The organism is Pseudomonas sp. Au-Pse12 (assembly GCF_021341665.1).
Classification (GTDB): domain Bacteria; phylum Pseudomonadota; class Gammaproteobacteria; order Pseudomonadales; family Pseudomonadaceae; genus Aquipseudomonas.
Genome location: NZ_JAJTTH010000001.1, coordinates 687482 through 704899, shown reverse-complemented (window position 1 = coordinate 704899; position 17418 = coordinate 687482). Strand labels below are relative to the sequence as shown.

The 17418-nt window shown below is 57.1% G+C and carries 11 protein-coding genes; 2 read left to right on the top strand and 9 right to left on the bottom strand.

What is annotated here, in order from left to right; translation table 11 throughout:
- From LXM55_RS03120 to LXM55_RS03105, 4 genes are all read right to left on the bottom strand, one after another.
- Positions 1-732 carry an ATP-binding protein gene (locus LXM55_RS03120; protein WP_233318486.1) on the bottom strand — a complete coding sequence of 244 codons (732 nt, stop codon included), beginning with the start codon at positions 730-732 and terminating at the stop codon, positions 1-3.
- The gene (locus tag LXM55_RS03115) at positions 729-1604 is read right to left on the bottom strand and encodes a TniB family NTP-binding protein (protein ID WP_233318485.1); all 876 of its coding nucleotides are present in this window, start codon (positions 1602-1604) and stop codon (positions 729-731) included. Before LXM55_RS03115 ends, LXM55_RS03120 begins: the two co-directional genes overlap by 4 nt.
- Complete coding sequence (locus LXM55_RS03110) at positions 1604-3433, bottom strand: Mu transposase C-terminal domain-containing protein (RefSeq protein ID WP_233318483.1); 1830 nt, start codon at positions 3431-3433, stop codon at positions 1604-1606. Before LXM55_RS03110 ends, LXM55_RS03115 begins: the two co-directional genes overlap by 1 nt.
- Before the next feature lie 1073 nt (positions 3434-4506).
- On the bottom strand, positions 4507-4911 hold the full coding sequence (locus LXM55_RS03105; protein ID WP_233318480.1) for a DUF2251 domain-containing protein: 405 nt from the start codon (positions 4909-4911) through the stop codon (positions 4507-4509).
- A 518-nt stretch (positions 4912-5429) separates the two neighbouring features.
- Here LXM55_RS03105 and LXM55_RS03100 point away from each other — a divergent pair.
- Both LXM55_RS03100 and LXM55_RS03095 read left to right on the top strand, forming a co-directional pair.
- The gene (locus LXM55_RS03100; RefSeq protein ID WP_233318478.1) at positions 5430-5768 is read left to right on the top strand and encodes a response regulator; all 339 of its coding nucleotides are present in this window, start codon (positions 5430-5432) and stop codon (positions 5766-5768) included.
- Positions 5769-5954: 186 nt separating this feature from the next.
- Positions 5955-6299: a hypothetical protein gene (locus LXM55_RS03095; RefSeq protein ID WP_233318476.1), complete on the top strand. Its 345-nt coding sequence runs from the start codon at positions 5955-5957 to the stop codon at positions 6297-6299.
- A gap of 83 nt (positions 6300-6382) precedes the next feature.
- Here the strand turns inward: LXM55_RS03095 and LXM55_RS03090 are convergent, their stop codons facing one another.
- From LXM55_RS03090 to LXM55_RS03070, 5 genes are all read right to left on the bottom strand, one after another.
- Positions 6383-9100, bottom strand: coding sequence for a fimbria/pilus outer membrane usher protein (locus tag LXM55_RS03090; protein ID WP_233318475.1), 2718 nt, complete (start codon positions 9098-9100; stop codon positions 6383-6385).
- A 114-nt stretch (positions 9101-9214) separates the two neighbouring features.
- Positions 9215-9976, bottom strand: a complete 762-nt coding sequence (locus tag LXM55_RS03085; RefSeq protein WP_233318472.1) for a fimbrial biogenesis chaperone — start codon at positions 9974-9976, stop codon at positions 9215-9217.
- Between the two features lie 66 nt (positions 9977-10042).
- On the bottom strand, positions 10043-10615 hold the full coding sequence (locus LXM55_RS03080; protein ID WP_233318470.1) for a fimbrial protein: 573 nt from the start codon (positions 10613-10615) through the stop codon (positions 10043-10045).
- Between the two features lie 300 nt (positions 10616-10915).
- Complete coding sequence (locus tag LXM55_RS32490; RefSeq protein WP_233318468.1) at positions 10916-14362, bottom strand: hybrid sensor histidine kinase/response regulator; 3447 nt, start codon at positions 14360-14362, stop codon at positions 10916-10918.
- Between the two features lie 72 nt (positions 14363-14434).
- Positions 14435-17119 (bottom strand): hybrid sensor histidine kinase/response regulator, encoded by a 2685-nt coding sequence (locus tag LXM55_RS03070; RefSeq protein ID WP_233318466.1) that lies wholly within the window; start codon positions 17117-17119, stop codon positions 14435-14437.
- Positions 17120-17418: the final 299 nt, after the last annotated feature.

The following is a 17418-nucleotide window of genomic DNA, read 5'->3' as shown; positions in this document are numbered from 1 at the left end:
TTAGAAATTCCACAGATTACGCAGGCACTCAGCAGGTAAATAAGGGTAAGTCTTATAACGAGAGTGTCGCGCTAATGCCTGGAAAATTTTAATGATCGCGCCACTGGCGCCGCTCGACTTCTCCAGAAGACGGCTGATAAAGTAATCGTCAGTCAATTGGGAAGGTTTGAAGCCGTATGTTCTACCGATTTGAGTGATGAAGACCCGCGCCGATTTATCATGTTGCCACGCATCTATGGTGACGTAGCGTGGCTTATCGGGAACGATACCTCTCAGTGTACCAATAAAAATATCGATCCTGCCCACAAACAATAGTTTTACACCTGGAAAACTCCAGATCAAGGTTCGGATTAAACTTATAGAGGCATTGCGTTGTTCCGCACCGCCACCAAAGTGCACATCCGCATCGTCAAAAACCAGCCAAAACTCTCGACCACCAATCAAATCTCTAAGCGCACGCTCGATATTATGAAAGGACATAAAATCACTGGTTACAGGTAATCCCAAAGCTGCCGAGAATGCCAATTCGACGTTGCCATATGCTTTGGTAAAGCTTCCAGGCACATAGGCTGTATAGACGCGCGCCCGATCTGCATTTTTGATTAGTCTTTTCGCAACTGTGGTCTTCCCCGTTTGTGAGTTACCACCTAGCATTGCAGATACGTTGTCGGAGAAGCTATTTTCAATGCAGCGTTCAGCCCGATACTGTTTTGGACATAATAGATACCTCATTCGATAATACTTGGCCGCGTTACGCGGGTATTCCATTTGGATTTAGTAGAGGCTTGCAGGCCTTCAAGAGTAATTTTCTCGTCCCCCCATGTGACGGCCAAACATCCAGCCGCGCGAAGTAGTGAGCAAATATTACCAATCACGCCAGAGGTTTTGCTATAAATGTAATCCGCAATGGCCTTGGAGGACAGATGTGATTTCTTAGCTAAGGGAGCGATTTCCTCCCATGTGTCTAGGAAGTTAAGATACTCCGCATCTGCCCTAGCCCATGGAGAAAGCTCGTAAAGCTCAAATCGGCGAACATACTGAGGATCAATCGCGAGAGCGTTGTAAGCTTCATCAATACCGAATATAAAAAAGCTCAGATACGCAGGGGCCCCACACAAACCTCGTAGCAAAGAAAGAAATGTATCCTGCTCTCCCTTGGAGAGCCCCTTGAGAGCGTCATGAAACTCATCCATAAACACAGCGCGAATATCATTGGCGATGCAATACTCCGCCACCATACTAATAGGAATTCCTGCCCTACCGGCCTCCATTCCCAAAGCAGCCAAAAGCTTCATCATAGGCTTAGTTTTTTCAGTGTCTTTGACGAAGCTCACATACCTGATTTTATGGCTCCAAGATTCATCCATACCCCTTATCGCATTACAGATTGTTGTTTTACCGTGATTGGAACCAGCAGACACCAATAGGCACGGAGCTTCCGTGCTACCCCGTACGATACTAAGCATGTTGTGAACAATGTTTGAAACGGTCAGGAGATGTTCCGTGTTGATTTTTATGTCCTGCCGAATGATCTGGCAACGCTCCTCGTCTGACAGAGCCAATGCATAACGTCGGCTCTCATGCAAATGTTCACCTACCATCATCAACCCTCCCAGTTCAGTTTTTTGCGCGTTTGGTCGGCGCTTGGTTCTTTAGTGGACAGCTGCAGCGAACTACCTTCGCCGCCGTAGATCAGGAAAGACATGGTTTCGGCGGCCGTAACTTTTTTGGCGACATTCTGCCGAAGTCGCTTTGTCGCTGCTTTGGAGCTCTCAACTAGTTCGTAGTTCTCTAGGCGAACTTGGTGCAACTCTTCGTCCACCAGCATGCCGGGGCGACGGTCGCGCGGTCGCGCAAAAGCCCAGTACTCGCTGTAAGAGATAGGTGCTTTCGTAAGATCTGAATAGGGAACCTCATGATATCGACCATCCTGGCGCAACCATATCTTTGACAGGTTCAACGGATTGTATTTAAACGAGAGGCGCTGACCAACCAGCCTTCTCAGTATTGCCGAAGAGTAGAAAGACCGGCTGAATTCGACACCCTTTGGTTGAACTGTTCGAATTATGCTAGGGAAGAAGTCAAGAGCAAAGGTTCTAAAATTTCCCGGCATAGGCTGGATATAATCCTTACCATTCTTGCCCATCTCTGCATCCCAGACTTCAAACGGCGCAAGCCTGTTCAGTCCCTCATGGGCACGGCCGTGATAGATAGCGACTTCATTCGCGAACCACTCACAAAATGCTGAGAACGTCATGGCTGAATGTTTGGCGGAGTCATAATCTGCCTTTTTCAACACATTCGAGTAGGTGGTGCCTGGCAGAAGATGCACCTTTCCCATCAGCGTGCCGATAATCCGTTCAACGTGCCCCCCATAATGTTTTTTACCAATGGGACGTAGCAAAGGCTCTATGTTGTAATATTTCAAGTTCGCCTCAAGTTCTGGGCTAGTGAATTCTGCGGCGTTATCCATGCCCACTGCTCTTGGAACGCCCCAGAACCTGTGGCGGGTATTCAGGCCGCCACCAAGCGCGACCGGAAAATCTTGCTTTGGGAAACAAGCAGAAAGCATGGCCATGGCAACGCTAACTGCGCTGGGTGGATGAAGAGCAAGATAGTAACCAAGAATGACGCGGCTCTTAAGTTCGATTACTACAGTCAGCCAAGGCCGCATAAGGGGTCGACCATGCTCATCGCAGATAATGACATCCACCCGCGTGTGATCGATTTGCACCATGGTAAGAATGGTATCTACATCGATCATTCCTGGTTTGAGATCAAACTTCTGAAGCATCGCCTCCTTGCCATGCCGAAGGGAGTAGATTGCTTTCTCTCCGAACGATTCAAGCCTTTTCTTCAGCGCATTGATACTTGGGGTTTTAACCCCCATGGTGTGGCAAAGGGAATCGACATATTCCCAAAGGGAAGTGAACGTCTCTAGTTTTTTCGTCTTGTCCTTGAGTCGTTTCGAAATTGCTTTCTCCATGATTTTTTCTTGGATGTCAGAGAGCAATCGCGAATTCTTCTTGCGCCCTCTGATACTCCTAACAAGAGAAACGGCTCCGAGCTCCGGATCAAATCGCTTCAATAGACGTCGAGTCGTTGTTTCCGAGGCGCCGATCTTTTCGACCAGTTGCTCTCTGGAAATCGTACCTTGCAGGTATTCATTAATGTTTTTTGATCGCTCCGAAGCAATTGCCAGTTCTTTGGGATTTACATCGGTTTGCTCCATCCAGATCAAGCGGCGATCATTGTGTATCTGATACTTTTCCTCATCAATCTCGACCAAAGTCACCTGAGTGAAGGGCACATCGAACGAGTGTTCGGTCTCCAGGCTTTTCAGGGTGACGGTGCCGTCAGCTCCACAAGCTGATACGCGATATACCTTCTCTTCAAAACTAACTAAATTCCCTTCAACGATGGGTTGCAGCATAAGGCCTCAGCACCTGGAAAATTACCGGAAAGTGCAAAAGCATAACGGCGCTACCGGTGAGCTTGTCAACGGTCATATAATTGGCGCTACATTTAGCCTAATATTGAATTATTAATTTAGGAGCATAGTGGGATATCGCATATATTGATGGCCTTCTTTAAAGCAATAAGCACGCCATCAACTTGAAAGCGCCACAGTTGCTAGGCTGTGAATTTTCTTCAATATTGTTTTTCGTTGGCTGTACAGAAAATCAATTATTGATAAAAGCCAATTCTATTCAGAGAAGTTCAAGCTTGCGCCTAGGTGCATGAATCGTGCTCAATTTGAGCGGGTGTGATTGTGCGCGACAGTTCCACGGTTTTTCTTACCATTCATTGTTCGTTAGTCTGCCGAATAAGAACGACTGCCAAAAAAATGACTCACCACTACGATCTAGGCTCGTAGGCACCATATTTTCCGTTACATCAGGCGGTTGTAATGCGGAAAAACTGCCTTAACTAAATATTGATGCGTGCAGTTTCGCCTAGGAGATCAGCCTAATTTCGGCATGGTGAGGTGCGCTCGACATTCGAGGGTGTGGGAGATCGGGCCTTTTGCCCCTCCCTACCATCTCATTCGGGCAGGCTTAGAACGCAAATGCGACCACGGTGTTCCAGCGAATTGGGGCGCGGAGGGTGCCTACCCTGTGTGTGATAAACGTTGGCCGATTTCGACATCCCCTTCACTACTCTGTTGTCAACAGATGCCCCTAGGGCAGCGGATAAGTAGAGCGATAAGGGCCGGTGTTTCTGACTTTTAGAACTGACCGATTCCTCTAGCCCTGAAGGATCTCAACTTCTAAAAAAAGCTTATGTTTATCAGCATGTTACTGATCTACGGATAATCCGCGATACCAGAAATTTTCCGCAACCTCCGCATTTACGGGGGCAACCTGATTTCCTTTTGAAGTGGCCAAATCCCCCGCTACGCTCTGGCTTTCAGCCATTTTCAAAAGTCATAATCGCTGAAAGCCCAGTACTACAAGGGCTGGAGCGTTTGACCAATTTTAAAGGAGGGCCACACCCGGCTTTTCATCAGGCAAACAACGTTAGCGCCGCTTCATCCCACTGGTGACCCGCTTCGGACCAACCTTTGCCGACCTGCGGCGGGAATCCGGATCGGCAATATCCTTGCTTGGCATCGAAATCAAATACCGCGTGGGGATAATCATTAATCAGCAGCACCGCCTTGCAGTGATCGATCGACCAGCCGATCTTCACCACCGAGGGCTTATCTCTGTCAGAAACATCGGCGACGTTGTAGATATGCAGCGCATCGTTAATTGGGTTGTCGCCAGCCGCCGTATCCAGGGCGTAGAAATAGCCGGTGTCTCCGTCGTCTTCAAAAACCACGGCGAAGGAACCTTCCTCCGCAGGCGCCTCGAGCACCAGTTCCTGGCCTACCTTCAATTCACTTTCAGCTGCTAGATAAATGGGCATTGCGGCGATCCCTGTCCCTTTGAGTGTTAAAGAGCGCGCATGATGACAACCCGGCGTTATCCAGGCAATCTCCGGCGCTAGAGCGGTTCGGCCTTTCCTCCTGGAATCCGAGCGGTTCGGCTTATAACTAAACTAAATGGTTATTTAGTGTAGTTAATATGCACAGGCTATTTTCTGCCGGGCTGCGCACTCAAGCCGAAAAACCCTGCACAGTCGTAGGTTATTAGTTGTGTATTGGCATGGTTTTTTGTGAATGATGACAGCTATTTATTAGCTGATTTCAGTTATAAGGGACCTTGTTTGGCGGCACTCTCTGATCTGTGTGGTATATGTTTTTGTGTTTTTAATATTAGTCTTATATTAATTAATAAATGCTGTCCCTAGACTAGGCAATTGTAGGAGTGGGTTCTCGCCCGCTCCATACCTGACCGCGCAGGGCCGCAGAAATGATACATAAGGCTTCACGAATTCTTATCGCTGATGAACAGCATTTTTTCCGTTTGCGAATTGAAAGGACATTGAACCAACTGGGCTTTCACCGGATCGCGCCGGTGCAGTCCGTGATGGAGTTGCTGCGTTTGGTGGAGTACGCCGACGACCCTTTTGATGCACTGATCATCAATGAAAAGTTCAGCCAGCATGACAGCTTCGACCCCTTGGCATATTGCCTTGATAACCCGCAAATACTGGCAGCATTGATCTACAGTAGTGATCAACTGGTCCCCGGCTCCGTCATTCGTTGCGGCAAGGTCAAGATCTGTCATGCCCCTTTTCCAGATCTTGCCGAGTTGCAATTGTTAATACCGCAGATAGGTGGATCTGCTCCTTTGCGAGACACTGTTCGATATTCGCACTGAGTAAGACTCGCCACATATCGTTAAATAAAAGAGGTTGATCTCTAATTAACCAAGCAACATGTGTTCTCCGTTGAAATTGCCAACTAAATTCAATGAGCAACCCTAAAGTTTATTCAAAAGGTGCCGTTGAAATAGATAGCAGTAGCCTGGTCCGGTTCTCGGTCCAGTACTCAGCAGGAGAAACCCATGAATGCCACCCAACGCGGTCTAATGGTGTTACTTGCATTGCTCATCGGCCCTCTTTCACTAAGTCGAGCCAGCGCGGAAACCATCACCAAAGGAGAGATTCAATTCCGTGGAGCAATCGTTGAAGCAGCTCAATGTCAGCCTCTCAACTCCCCCGTTCATGCATCCTCCCCCTCCTCCCTGTCGGTCCAATGTGAGCGCAGCGAAATGACTTCGCTGGTCACTGCCAGAATGGATCACGACGTGGTCGTCTGGCGTTCTTTAAGTCCTACAGGAAAAGGCATTGCTCTCAGTCAGAATGATGATTCGCAACGCGCTTACCGAGTCACCCTGAGTTACTTCTGATCATCCACATGGCTATGGACGGCACCGCCCTTGAGAGGCGGTGCGCGATTGGCGTCTGCGGGGCTTTCAGGGATAGGCAATGATCATGAGGAGGCAACGACAGCTGCAGCCCCCCTGCCCTTGTTCGGTGCAGGCGCTGGCTTGTCGGGCGCTGGTGTGACGTCGTTGCACTTCAGCGAAATGTTCTGGTAATTCTCCCCTGCTTTCTTCTCTGGCAAGGCGTACCGCACTCGGCACTGCTGAGTATCCCAGCGAATCAGCAGTTCACCCGAAGCCTGCTCCTCGCTGAGCAAGGCCAGCACCCTTCCACGAGGATCGGCGATACCCAGGCGCTGACCATCGTTGTGATCCACCGTCGCACCGAAAGGCATCGGCTTGCCGTCCGGCCGGAACAACTCGAACTGGACCCGGCGACCGCTGCTGGTTTTGAAGGTGGCCAGTGCCGCAGCGCCACGGCGCGGCACCACTTGCTGCATGGCGGTATCGATCTCGACGTCCGAGTTCACGCCATCGGCACTCAGGCCCAGCCAGTTTGCGCGATACGGCGTGGCATTGGGCACCACCGCATAGCCGTTGGAGCCGGTCTTCACCCCGGAGTAGCTCGACACCGGCACACCCGCCATGCTTGGTTCGACCTTGACCATGGCAAACGTTTCGCTCAGGGGCTGGCCCATGTTGACGCCTCCGGCATGCGCAACAACCGAACCATTGGCCTGTAGCGAACCCGAGTGGTGCTGGTTGCCGTAGCTGTAGCCGGCGCTCATGTTGCCGAAGGCAGTGCTGGTGCCGATGGAGGCCGAACCACTGCCCGTGCCGTCCGTGCCCCGGCCACCAACCACCGAATAGTTCACGTCGCGGTCGCTGGGCAAGGTGCCGGTGACGCCGGTCTGCAGGCTGGTGTCGCCGCCCTGCTGACGAGTGCTGTTCATGAAGACCTGGGGTGGGCGTTCCCCCGAGCCCAGGGGGAAGGACAGTGAGAGTGTCAGCGTGGTGTCACTGTACCGGTTGCGATACTCCGGCGAGCTAACGTTCTGCGCATGGCTGACACCCAGGTTGTAGCTGAGGCTGCGCCAGGAATTGCTGTAGCCCGCCGAGTAACTGCGCGAACTGGAATTGTCCCAATAGCGCTCGTCCGATCCACTGAGGTACAGGTTGCCGAAGCGGTTGTCCTTGCCCAGGTTCTGCGCCAGATAGACATCCAGGCGCGTCCGCGAGGACGAAGGATGCATCGAGTACCAGGCACCTTCCTGCGCAGCGTTGCTGGCATAGACATGGTCGGTGAGGCTGCGGAAGTCTTCGCTGAGGCTGCGCTGGGCGTTGACCGATACGTTGGTGTTGGTGCTTTCGAGGAACTTTGCGTAACGCAGGCGCACGCGCTGGCCGGACTTGCTCGCCCCATCGACGCTGCTGTTGGACTGGGTACCGTCCAGGGACACCGCTCCGATCCTGGTATTGAGCCCCGCCCCCAGGCTGTAGGCCTGGAATCCGGACGAGGCCTGCAGGCCGCTGGCCAGAGTCAGGTCACTGGTCAAGCCGTACATCATCGAGCCGTTGGCGAAGACCGGGCGTTCGCCGCTGCCGGAGCCCTGCTGGACTTCCCCCAGCGTGGCGTCATACACCACGCGTCCTTCACGCACCATCAACGGTGGGCTGGAAAATGCCTGGCGCATGACCCGACGGCGTCCATCGGCCTCGATCACCGTCACTTCCAGGTCGCCGTTGGAACCGGATGGCGCAAGGTCGGTGATTTCAAAAGGGCCTGGCGCCACGTTGGTGCTGTAGATCAGGTAGCCATTCTGGCGTACTTCGACGGTGGCATTGGACTCGGCGCTGCCGCGAATCACCGGCGCGTATCCTTGCTCGCTGTCCGGGCGCATGGCCTCGTCCGACGCCATCTGCGCGCCGCGAAAACGCACGCCATCGAACAACGGCGAATTGGTGTAGGTCTCCCCCAGCCATAGCTGGCTTTTCAGCGGGGTGATATCGCGCTGCAGGTAAGTGTTCTGGCTTTGAAACTTCGAAGGTTGTCCGGTCCCGGAAGTCTGATAGGAGTTGTTGCGCAGATGCCAGTCACCCAGGTTGAGCCCCATGCGCAGGCCGAGGTTGGTGGATTGGCGGTTTTCATCGCGGGCGCTGTAGTCGTAGCGACTGTTGAGGTTGTAATTGACAAACCCCAAGGCGACACCGGAATCCCACACGGACGGATCGATGTAGCCGCGGCGTTCACGAGTCATCGCGGCTTGCGGCACGCTCAGGTTCAAGCGCAGGCGCGGGGCCTCGTAGACCGCGCTGGCTTGATCGATCAGGTCCGCCAGACGGTAGCAGAGGGGGTCGCCCTTGAGCTTGTCTTCATGGCGCAGCGCGCCGGTGTCGATGCCGACTAGCTTGAGCAGTTCTTCGCTGAAACAGGCCTCGACTTCGCCGGATTTGGGGTTTTCCGAAAAGGTTACATCCTGGCGGCCGACCAGGGTGTTGTTGGCGTAGATGTCGACCCGATAGATACCTGGCAGCACATCGCTGTTCATCAACAGCGTTTTGACATCCACGGATTGCCCCACGCCGTACAGGAACGCAACGTTGTAGCCTCTGATATCGCTGCTTTCGGCGTGGGTGGGGGCCACGGCGTCAGCTTTGGCCACCTGCTGCGTGCCGAGGCTGGGCGTGCCGTTCGCCGGGCTGTCCGCCGCCAGGGTGTCGCTGTAGAAAAACAGGCACACGCTCGACAGCAACAGGCTCAGGATACTGGCGCGATACCCAAAAACGGGCGTGTGCGAGGTGAACATCGAGCTAGGTGTCGACATGATAGTCACGAGGGAGTCTGTTCAAGAAAAGGAACATGCAACCACTAGCCCGGATATCAACGGCCGGCTCTGAACGCCTGCATGAAAGAACCTGGGGGAATCTCGGGTCCGTGGTTAAAGCGCGGCGCGTGTGGCTTGAGCGGGGGCGCCATTGACGAGCTGGGCGTTGAAGGTTTCCACGCCGCCGTAATCATTCACGGCCTGAAAGCTCAAGCGCGCCTGGGTTGGGGGCGTGCCATTCTTTAGCGGCAAGTAGCGGGTTTCACCCGGTGCGATCATGAACGGCGTCGAAAGCTTTTCCTGTTGAGCCCCGGCGTTCAGGTCCACGGTATTGATCGGCACATGAAAGGCACTTGAGTTGACCACTTTCAGCGTTGCTTTCCCTGCCTGCTGGACCAGTTGCCATGTCAGGCCGGTTACCGCATCGGCGGCTGTTCCGGTGATGCCCGCGGGGCGATAGAACAACTTGATTCGTTGACGGATCGCCAATTGCAGCGTGTTGTCGCCGGACACTTGTTCCGGAACTTCCTGAACATTGAGCCACAAGACGGTTTCTGTGTTGGTTGGCAACTTGCTGTTGCCCGCGTAGAGCACGCGTAACAGTTGTTGTGCATTGGGCTGCATCTTCGCCAATGGCGGTGTTACAGCGAATGGAAGTTCACCGGTATCGTCAGGTGTATCACTCTCGATCCAGGACTGGACCAGAACTTTCGAAGTTGCATTGCGAACAATGATGGAAGCTTCCTTGTTCTTGCCATCAAACACCAGGCGAGTGCCGCTGAGTGAAATGGCGGCTTGGCTGGACAGGCTGAAAATCAAGCACGCCGTCAGCAACATGACCCGGGTCATGAAGTTGCGGATAGTGAGGCTTATCAAAACGCAATCCTCCGGAGGAAGACCTCAAGCAGGTTATTGCACCCCTGCTTGAGGCAAGCCGAGGGCTTAGTTGTAGGACAGGGTGTAGGCCACGGTGGCGTTGGCCTGGCCGGCAGTGACATCAGCCACCGCCTTGCCTGCCTTGCGGGTGTAGTAGGCCTTGAGGTTCATGCTGCTGTTACCGCCGCTGACCAAGCCATTCAAGGTCGAGCTGCCCGAGGTGAAGTCGATGATGCTGTTGTCGGCCTTGGTCAGCATGATCTGCACGTTTTGCGCGCCACCTGTCACGGCAATACCTTTGCCGGATGTCTGCGTCGGGGTCAGCTTCAGGTCAACCGAAGTCGGTGTCGTGGCGCACTCGATCACCAGGTTCAGATCGGTTGGCAGCGCCGTCACGTTGGTCGTGCTCACGTTTGGCTGGTCTTCCGAACCCAGGGAGCTGGAAGACACCGTGCCCAGGTTGTAAGTCAGGTTGCCACCCGAACTGCCGGGGCCGTCGCTGTGCACTACGCAACTATCGGTGTTGATGATGCCGTTAAAGGTGATGGTGCCAGAAGCGCCAACAGTGGGAGCGGCATTGGAGGTGGCCGAGAGCCCCATTGCCGAAATAACTGCAATGCTTAGAATGAGCTTTTTCATGTATTAGTGTCTGCGTTTAATGGAGTATAGATACCGTTTGCCGATGGAAAACAAACCACTCCACGGGCCTTTGCATATCTGTTTAATAGCCGTTTCCGGCACGGAAGAATGCTAAGGAAAAACAGCGAAAATTAATGTAGGACCAGTCCGGAAGTTGAACTGGCGAGAGGGGAAAGTTGGCGGGCTAAAAGTTTTATTGATCCAGATCATTTTTTATACGAGTGGCCGAAATATTTCCGAGAACAACAACGTGTGTCGGGCCGGCCTACGGCAATGCGTGGCTGCGCGGTGTTGCGACAGTCAAGCATTGCGCTGGAGGTGTTGGGCCTGGCGCGCAAGCATGGCGATCTGCGTCACCGCGGCTTCGGGATCCGCGCTTTGCGCCAGTTGGAGGATCCGTTCCAGGAGTTCGTTCGTCGACTCGGGCGCCGTGATCACGCAGGCCAGCAACGCGTCACACAGCGGCTCCACGCCTTCGTTGCAAGCGTCCAGACCTCTGGCCCTCACGTCCTGCTCCAGGTTCACGCACTGCTCGGCCAGGTGTTGCATATTGAACACACCCAGGGCGCCGCGCAGTGAGTGCAGTTCCGCCAGAATCGCCTCGACATTGCCCGCGTCCCGCGCCTGGCGCAGGGTGGTCAGCGAAGTCCGGCAGGATTCACGGAACACGCGTTGTATGTCTTCAGGAAGCGCATTGTCGGCCAACAGCCCCTCGCCCGCCCGGACCTGGCCTCCCCACTCGGTGCCGGTCGCTTCGGCCAGGGCCTGGCCCAGGTCCGCCAGCGACAGCGGCTTGCTCAGCACACGGGCCATCCCGGCCTCTTCGCAGCGCGCGCGCTGCGGTGGAGTGACATGCGCGGTGGCGGCCAGCACCGGCAAGTCAGGCCAGCCCTGGCGAACCCGCTGGGCCAGTTCATAACCGTCCATGCCCGGCATCGACAGATCCGTCAGCAGAATATCGAAAGGCTCCTGCTCCAGGCAGGCCAGCGCCTGTGCGCCACTGTCAACCGTGGTAGCGAGGCATCCCAGCAACTTGAGTTGCTCCTCGAACAGCCGGCGGTTGACCTCATTGTCTTCGGCCACCAGTACCCGCAGCGGTTTGGCCAGGGTGGACAGGCCGGGTTCGGATTTCGCCAACGCCCTGCCCTGCAAGCTGTAGCGCAGGGCCGCGGCCAGGCCTTGCAGGCCGAAGACCGAAGCACTGATCACGCGACCGGCGGCCAGTGGCTCCGCCGGTCCGTCTTCATTGCAGTCGATGACCCACGAGGATTCTTCCACCAGGCGGTTTTCGTCATCGGGATGCCAGGTCTGCCGAGAGCCCCAGAGAATCAGTGCGGCGGCGTCTTCCAGTTGCTGTGCCTGCAGTTGCGCCGGATGCCCATAGGCTCGGATCTGCAAGCCCCATCCCTGCAAGGCCGCGGTCAGGTAATCGCGCCAGTTTGCGGCGGCCGCCACCAGCAGTACCGGTTGCTGCGCAAACTGCGGCCGGTCCGGTTGGCCGGTCGCCGCGCCCAGTGGCAAGCGCAGGGTAAATCGACTGCCGTGGCCGGCTTCGCTTTGCACCACCAGGCTGCCGCCCATGGCCTGGGTCAGGCGCGAGCACAGCGCCAGCCCCAATCCGGTGCCGCCGAAACGTCGGTTGATGCTGGCGTCGGCCTGGCTGAAGGCGGTGAACAGTCGCGCCTGCTGCTCGGCGGTCATGCCGATCCCGCTGTCTTCGACCTCTATGGTCACCGCACGGGTGGTTTCATCCAGGCCCAGGCGCAGCAGCACCTGCCCCTTGTCGGTGAACTTGATGGCGTTGGACAGCAGGTTGTGAATCACCTGGCCAATACGTGTTGGATCACCACGCATTGGCAGCGAAGCGCCCTCCCCCAACTCGCCGGCCAAGCCCAGACCCTTGGCCCGGGCCACCGGCGCGAACATGATCAGCGCGCGGGCCGCGACTTCCAGGACATCAAACTCCAGGTCCTCCAGGCGCAACTCGCCCGCTTCGATCCTGGAAAAGTCCAGCACATCGCTGATGATCGCCAGCAAAGCATCGGACGTCCCCTGGATGGTCTTGAGGCGGTCGCGCTGACGCTGGCTCAGTGGCGAGTGCGCGAGCAACTCCAGATTCCCCAGGATGGCATTCAGCGGTGTCCTGATTTCGTGGCTCATGGCAGCCAGGAACCCCGACTTTGCCGCGTTGGCCAGGTCCGCCGCCTGACGTGCCTCGCGCAGTTGCTGCTCAAGGCGTTTCTTTGCGGTGACGTCGGTGAATGCCGTTACCAGCACATCCCGGTCCTGATAGCGGGCCTGGGCCATGCTGACCGACAGATCGATGTGCTGGCCGTCGAGGGTGGAAACCCCCAGCTCCTCCTGGCGCAGGATGTGCCCGGGCGGCGTATCCGATGGCGTCTGGTGTTGTTTGAAGTGCCGGGCGAACAGCGCGGAGAGGCTGGTTCCGGGGCGCGAGATCTGCCGGGCCAGTTCGATCATTGCCGGGCTGCGCAGCAATGGGCGCTCGTTGTCGACGGCGATCAAGCCCAACCCTACCGGCGCTGTTTCGACCAGGGTCCGGCTGAGTTGCTCGTTTTCAAAAACCCGTCGCGACTGTTCCACCGCCGGCGCCAGCAAGCGCCACTTGACCAGCAGCAACACCCCCCAGGTCGCGAGGATGATCAGCGCCGAGGTCAGGGCCGAGAGCGCGATCTGCGGCGCGACCGCCTTGGCGATTTCCTGCCATGACTGGGCGTAGACCAATGTCCATGAGGTCGTCCCCAGTGGCCAGCCACTGAGCACATGGCTTTGCAGATAGGTGCTCTGGTGGCTGCGTCCCAGGCCCGCGATCAATGCCTCGCGGGCTGCTTGCAGGGCCGGTGCGGCGCCGTCCCTTTGGCAGGACAGGATCAGCGATCCATCGGGCCCCAGTATCATGCAGGTGCCTTGCAGACCGGTTTGCGGCAGTTCCTGGGCGAAGCTGGCCAGGGGCAGCTCAAACACCAGGGTGCCAAAGCGCTCCAGGTTGCGTCCGGTCAAGGTCGTTGCCACCCGGATCGCCGGGGCGCCGGTCAGTGGGCTGTCGTAGGGCGCCAGCCACTGGAACACCGGCAGCCCTGTCGCGGCCTTCTGCTCGCGGGTGTCCGGGGTGAGCAGGGCTCGGTCGCCCTGGTGGGTCAAGGCCTGGAACAGGCTGTCACGGTTCGCGGCAATTCGCTCCTGCCACCTTGCTCCAGGCCAGGGTGCTACCGCGAGGATGAGCAGGCTGCGTTCAGGGTTGTAGAGATAGACGCTCAGGTCCCCGGCGTTTCGCGCGGCGATCACCGCGGTGGCCGGGGCCATCTGCTCGGCCAGGCGAATATAGCGCCAGGCCTCGGTTGCTCGATCCTCGGGCTTGCTGCCCAGCACCAGTAGCGACAGCGGAGCAGACGCAGCGTTGATCCGCAGCAGGTTGCCGCCGGCGGCGTACGCCTGAAGCCGCAGGTTGTCTGGCGCGCCGGCATGCTCCCAGGCGAGTTCCATGTTCTGTACGTTGTTGCGCAGTGTCGCGGTGGCTCGGGCGCTGAAATCCATGATTCGGCGCACATCGATGGATACCTCTTCATGGCTCCGGGCGATATAGGCCCTGACCGAGGCAACCACTTCCAGTACGCCAGCTGCCAGCACCAGCACCGTGATGACGATGCCACCGCCGGTGACCAACAGGTTCTGATAGCGCCGCAGCCGGGTCAGTACACCATTCTGGTCTGAGGTTGTAGTGATCACTCGAATGCCCCCCACAGTGCACTCATTTCGCTGGAGTATGGCTCGCCTGCTCAAGGCAAGGTAAAGAGAAACTCACACGTGGATGGTGGCGCGTGCCCTCTTGATCTCCGCCTCCAGTTCAAAAATCAGCAGATCCACCTCCTCCAGCGCGGAAAACGCCCGCAACCGCAGTCCTTCCTCGGCATCGATCAGCTTGCGCCCCACCCCACGCATCCGGTACACCCCGAGCATGCCGCGCAAGGAGTGCAGCTCGCTGAGCATGCGTTGCACGTCGCCGTCGCTGCGCGCCTGGCGCAGCACTGTCAGCGAGGCCTCGCAGGATTCCCAGAACATCTGCTGGATGGTTTCCGGCAACACTTGCCCGCCGAACAGCCCCACGCCCTGGCCGACTTCGCAGTAAGTGCATTCGGTGCCTGTGGCCTCCGACAGCGCCTGCGCCAGGGTATCGAGCGACAAGGGCTTGCCCAGCACCCGGAACATCCCGGCGTTTTCACAACGCTGCAGTTCCTGTGGGGTGACATGGGCCGTGACCGCCAGCACCGGCATGTCGGGCCAGCGCTGGCGCACCTGGCTCGCCAGTTCGTAACCGTTGAGCCCGGGCATGCCCAGGTCGGTCAGCAACACATCAAAGTGTTCATGGGCCAGCCACGCCAGTGCCTGTTCGCCATCGGCCACCACCAACGGGTCGCACCCCAGCAACTTGAACTGTTCCCGGAACAGCTGCCGGTTCAAGGCGTTGTCTTCCGCCACCAGAATTCGCAAGGGTTTGAGCAGCACTTTTCTGCCATCTTGCGGGGCCGCCAGCGCTTCGCCTTGCAGGGCATGACGCAGGCACGTGGCCAGGCCCCGCAGGGCGAACATCGAGACACTCAGCAAGCGTCCTGCGGCTACGGGTTCCCGCGTGCCCTCGATGGCGCAGTCGACAACCCAGGCGGCCTCTTCCACCAGGCGGTTTTCCTCGACGGCTTGCCAGCTGTTGCGTTCTCCCCAGAGGATCAGTGCCGCCGCCGCAGCGACTGCGCCCGAGCCAACCTGCGCCGGATGGCTGTAGCAGGTCACGCGCAGGCCCCAGGCCTGCAGCACGCCACAGACGTAGTTGCAGGCCGAATGCGCGGCCGCCATCAACAGCACGTGCTGGCCGTTGAAGCTTGGTAGCAACGGCGCTTGGGTACAGGCGCCCAAGGGCAGGCACAGGGTGAAGCGGCTGCCTTGGCCCGGTACGCTGTCCGCGGCCAGCGTACCGTCCATGGCCTGGGTCAGGCGCGAACACAGGGCCAGCCCCAGGCCGGTGCCGCCAAACCGTCGGCTGATCGACGTATCTGCCTGGCTGAAGGCCTGGAACAAGCGCGCCAGTTGCTCGGCAGACATGCCGATGCCGGTGTCCTGGACGTCGATCACCAGCTGCGATCTGGGCTTGTCCGTCGTCAGGCGCAGCAGGACCTGACCGGACTCCGTGAACTTGATCGCGTTGGACAGCAGATTGTGGACCACCTGGCCAAGCCGGGTCGGATCACCGCGCACCGGTTGCGTCGAGGCCTGCCCGAGTTCTCCCATCAAGGTCAGGCCTTTGGCACTGGCGACTGGGGCAAATATCATCAACGCCCGGGACAGCACCTCCAGCGCGTCAAATTCGATGTGCTCCAGGCGCATTTCTCCCGCCTCGATCTTGGAGAAGTCCAAGACGTCGCTGATGATCGCCAGCAACCCATCAGACGACGCCCTGATCACCCCCAGCCGGTCACGCTGGACCGCATCCAGCGCGGAATGCGACAGCAATTCCAGGTTGCCGAGAATGGCATTGAGCGGTGTGCGTATTTCATGACTCATGGCCGCCAGGAACGCCGATTTCGCGGCATTGGCCGAATCCGCGGCCTGACGCGCTTCACGCAGCTGTTCTTCAACCCGGCTCTTCGCCGTGATATCCGTGAAGGCCGTTACCAGCACGTTCCGGCCCTTATGGCGGGCTCGCACCATGCTCACCGAGAGGTCGATCCTGGAGCCATCGCGCAGCGCGAAGCTCAACTCTTCCTGGAAGGCCGCGCGCTGTTTCCCAGAAGGCCCCGAGTATTCGCGCATCAATTCGTTGTGTCGCTTGATGAAGGCCGCCGGCAACGAAGACTCCTCGGGCGCCATGTGCTTGCTCACCTCCAGCATCGCCGGGCTGCACAGCAGCGCCTGGCCGCTGTCGAGGGTAATCAAGCCAAGGCCTACCGGCGCCGTGTCGATCAGGGCGCGGTTGAGCTTTTCGCTTTCATGAACGCGTCGAGCCCATTCCAGCAACGGTCGAAAGACCCGCATCTTGAGAGAGATCAACAACAGCCACATCAGGACCAGCGTCGCCAGGGTCAGCAGCCCTTCCATGCCCATCTGGCGGCCGATCACCACACCAATGCTGCGCCAGGTCCAGGTGTGCACCAGCACCCAGTCCTTGTTCGCCACCACTCCGGAAAGGCTGAACAGCCCATTCTCATAGCGCTCCTGCAACGGAGAGTGGTTTTTTTCGAGCTGCTCGACCAGCTCAAGCAAATAGGCGGTCGGCAGTACCTGGTCGTCATCGCAAAGGCCGCTGGTACCCGCCAGTACTTCGCCCTCGCGGGACAAGATCAGCACGCTGCCGCACAGCCCATTGGAACTCAATGGCGCCACCAGGGCGTTGGTGTCCTGTGTCGCCAGCAGGTTGCGGTTGACGATGAAAACCTGACGCAAGGCTTCCAAATGCGTGCGCAGGCGATCCTGCACTCCCAGTGAAAAAGTCAATAACACCATCAGGGTGGTGAACAGGCCTCCTCCAAACAGCAGCAGTCGTTGAAAACGGCGATAGCGAGTCAAGACTTTAAGGTGGGAGTCGATCACAGCATTGGGCTCAACCTGTTGAAAGAGCACACTATGAACCCAGTCAGACTTACTCAGGATGGCTTGAGCGTCGTTGTGGACAGGCACTAGTCCTATTGCCCAGCTTTTAGTACTGGAATGAATAAGGCGTTAGTTCCTTTCCCCTGGAAACAATCAGCGAGCTACTCTGGCCAGTGGTTTTATTATAGATTCGAGGCGGTTTT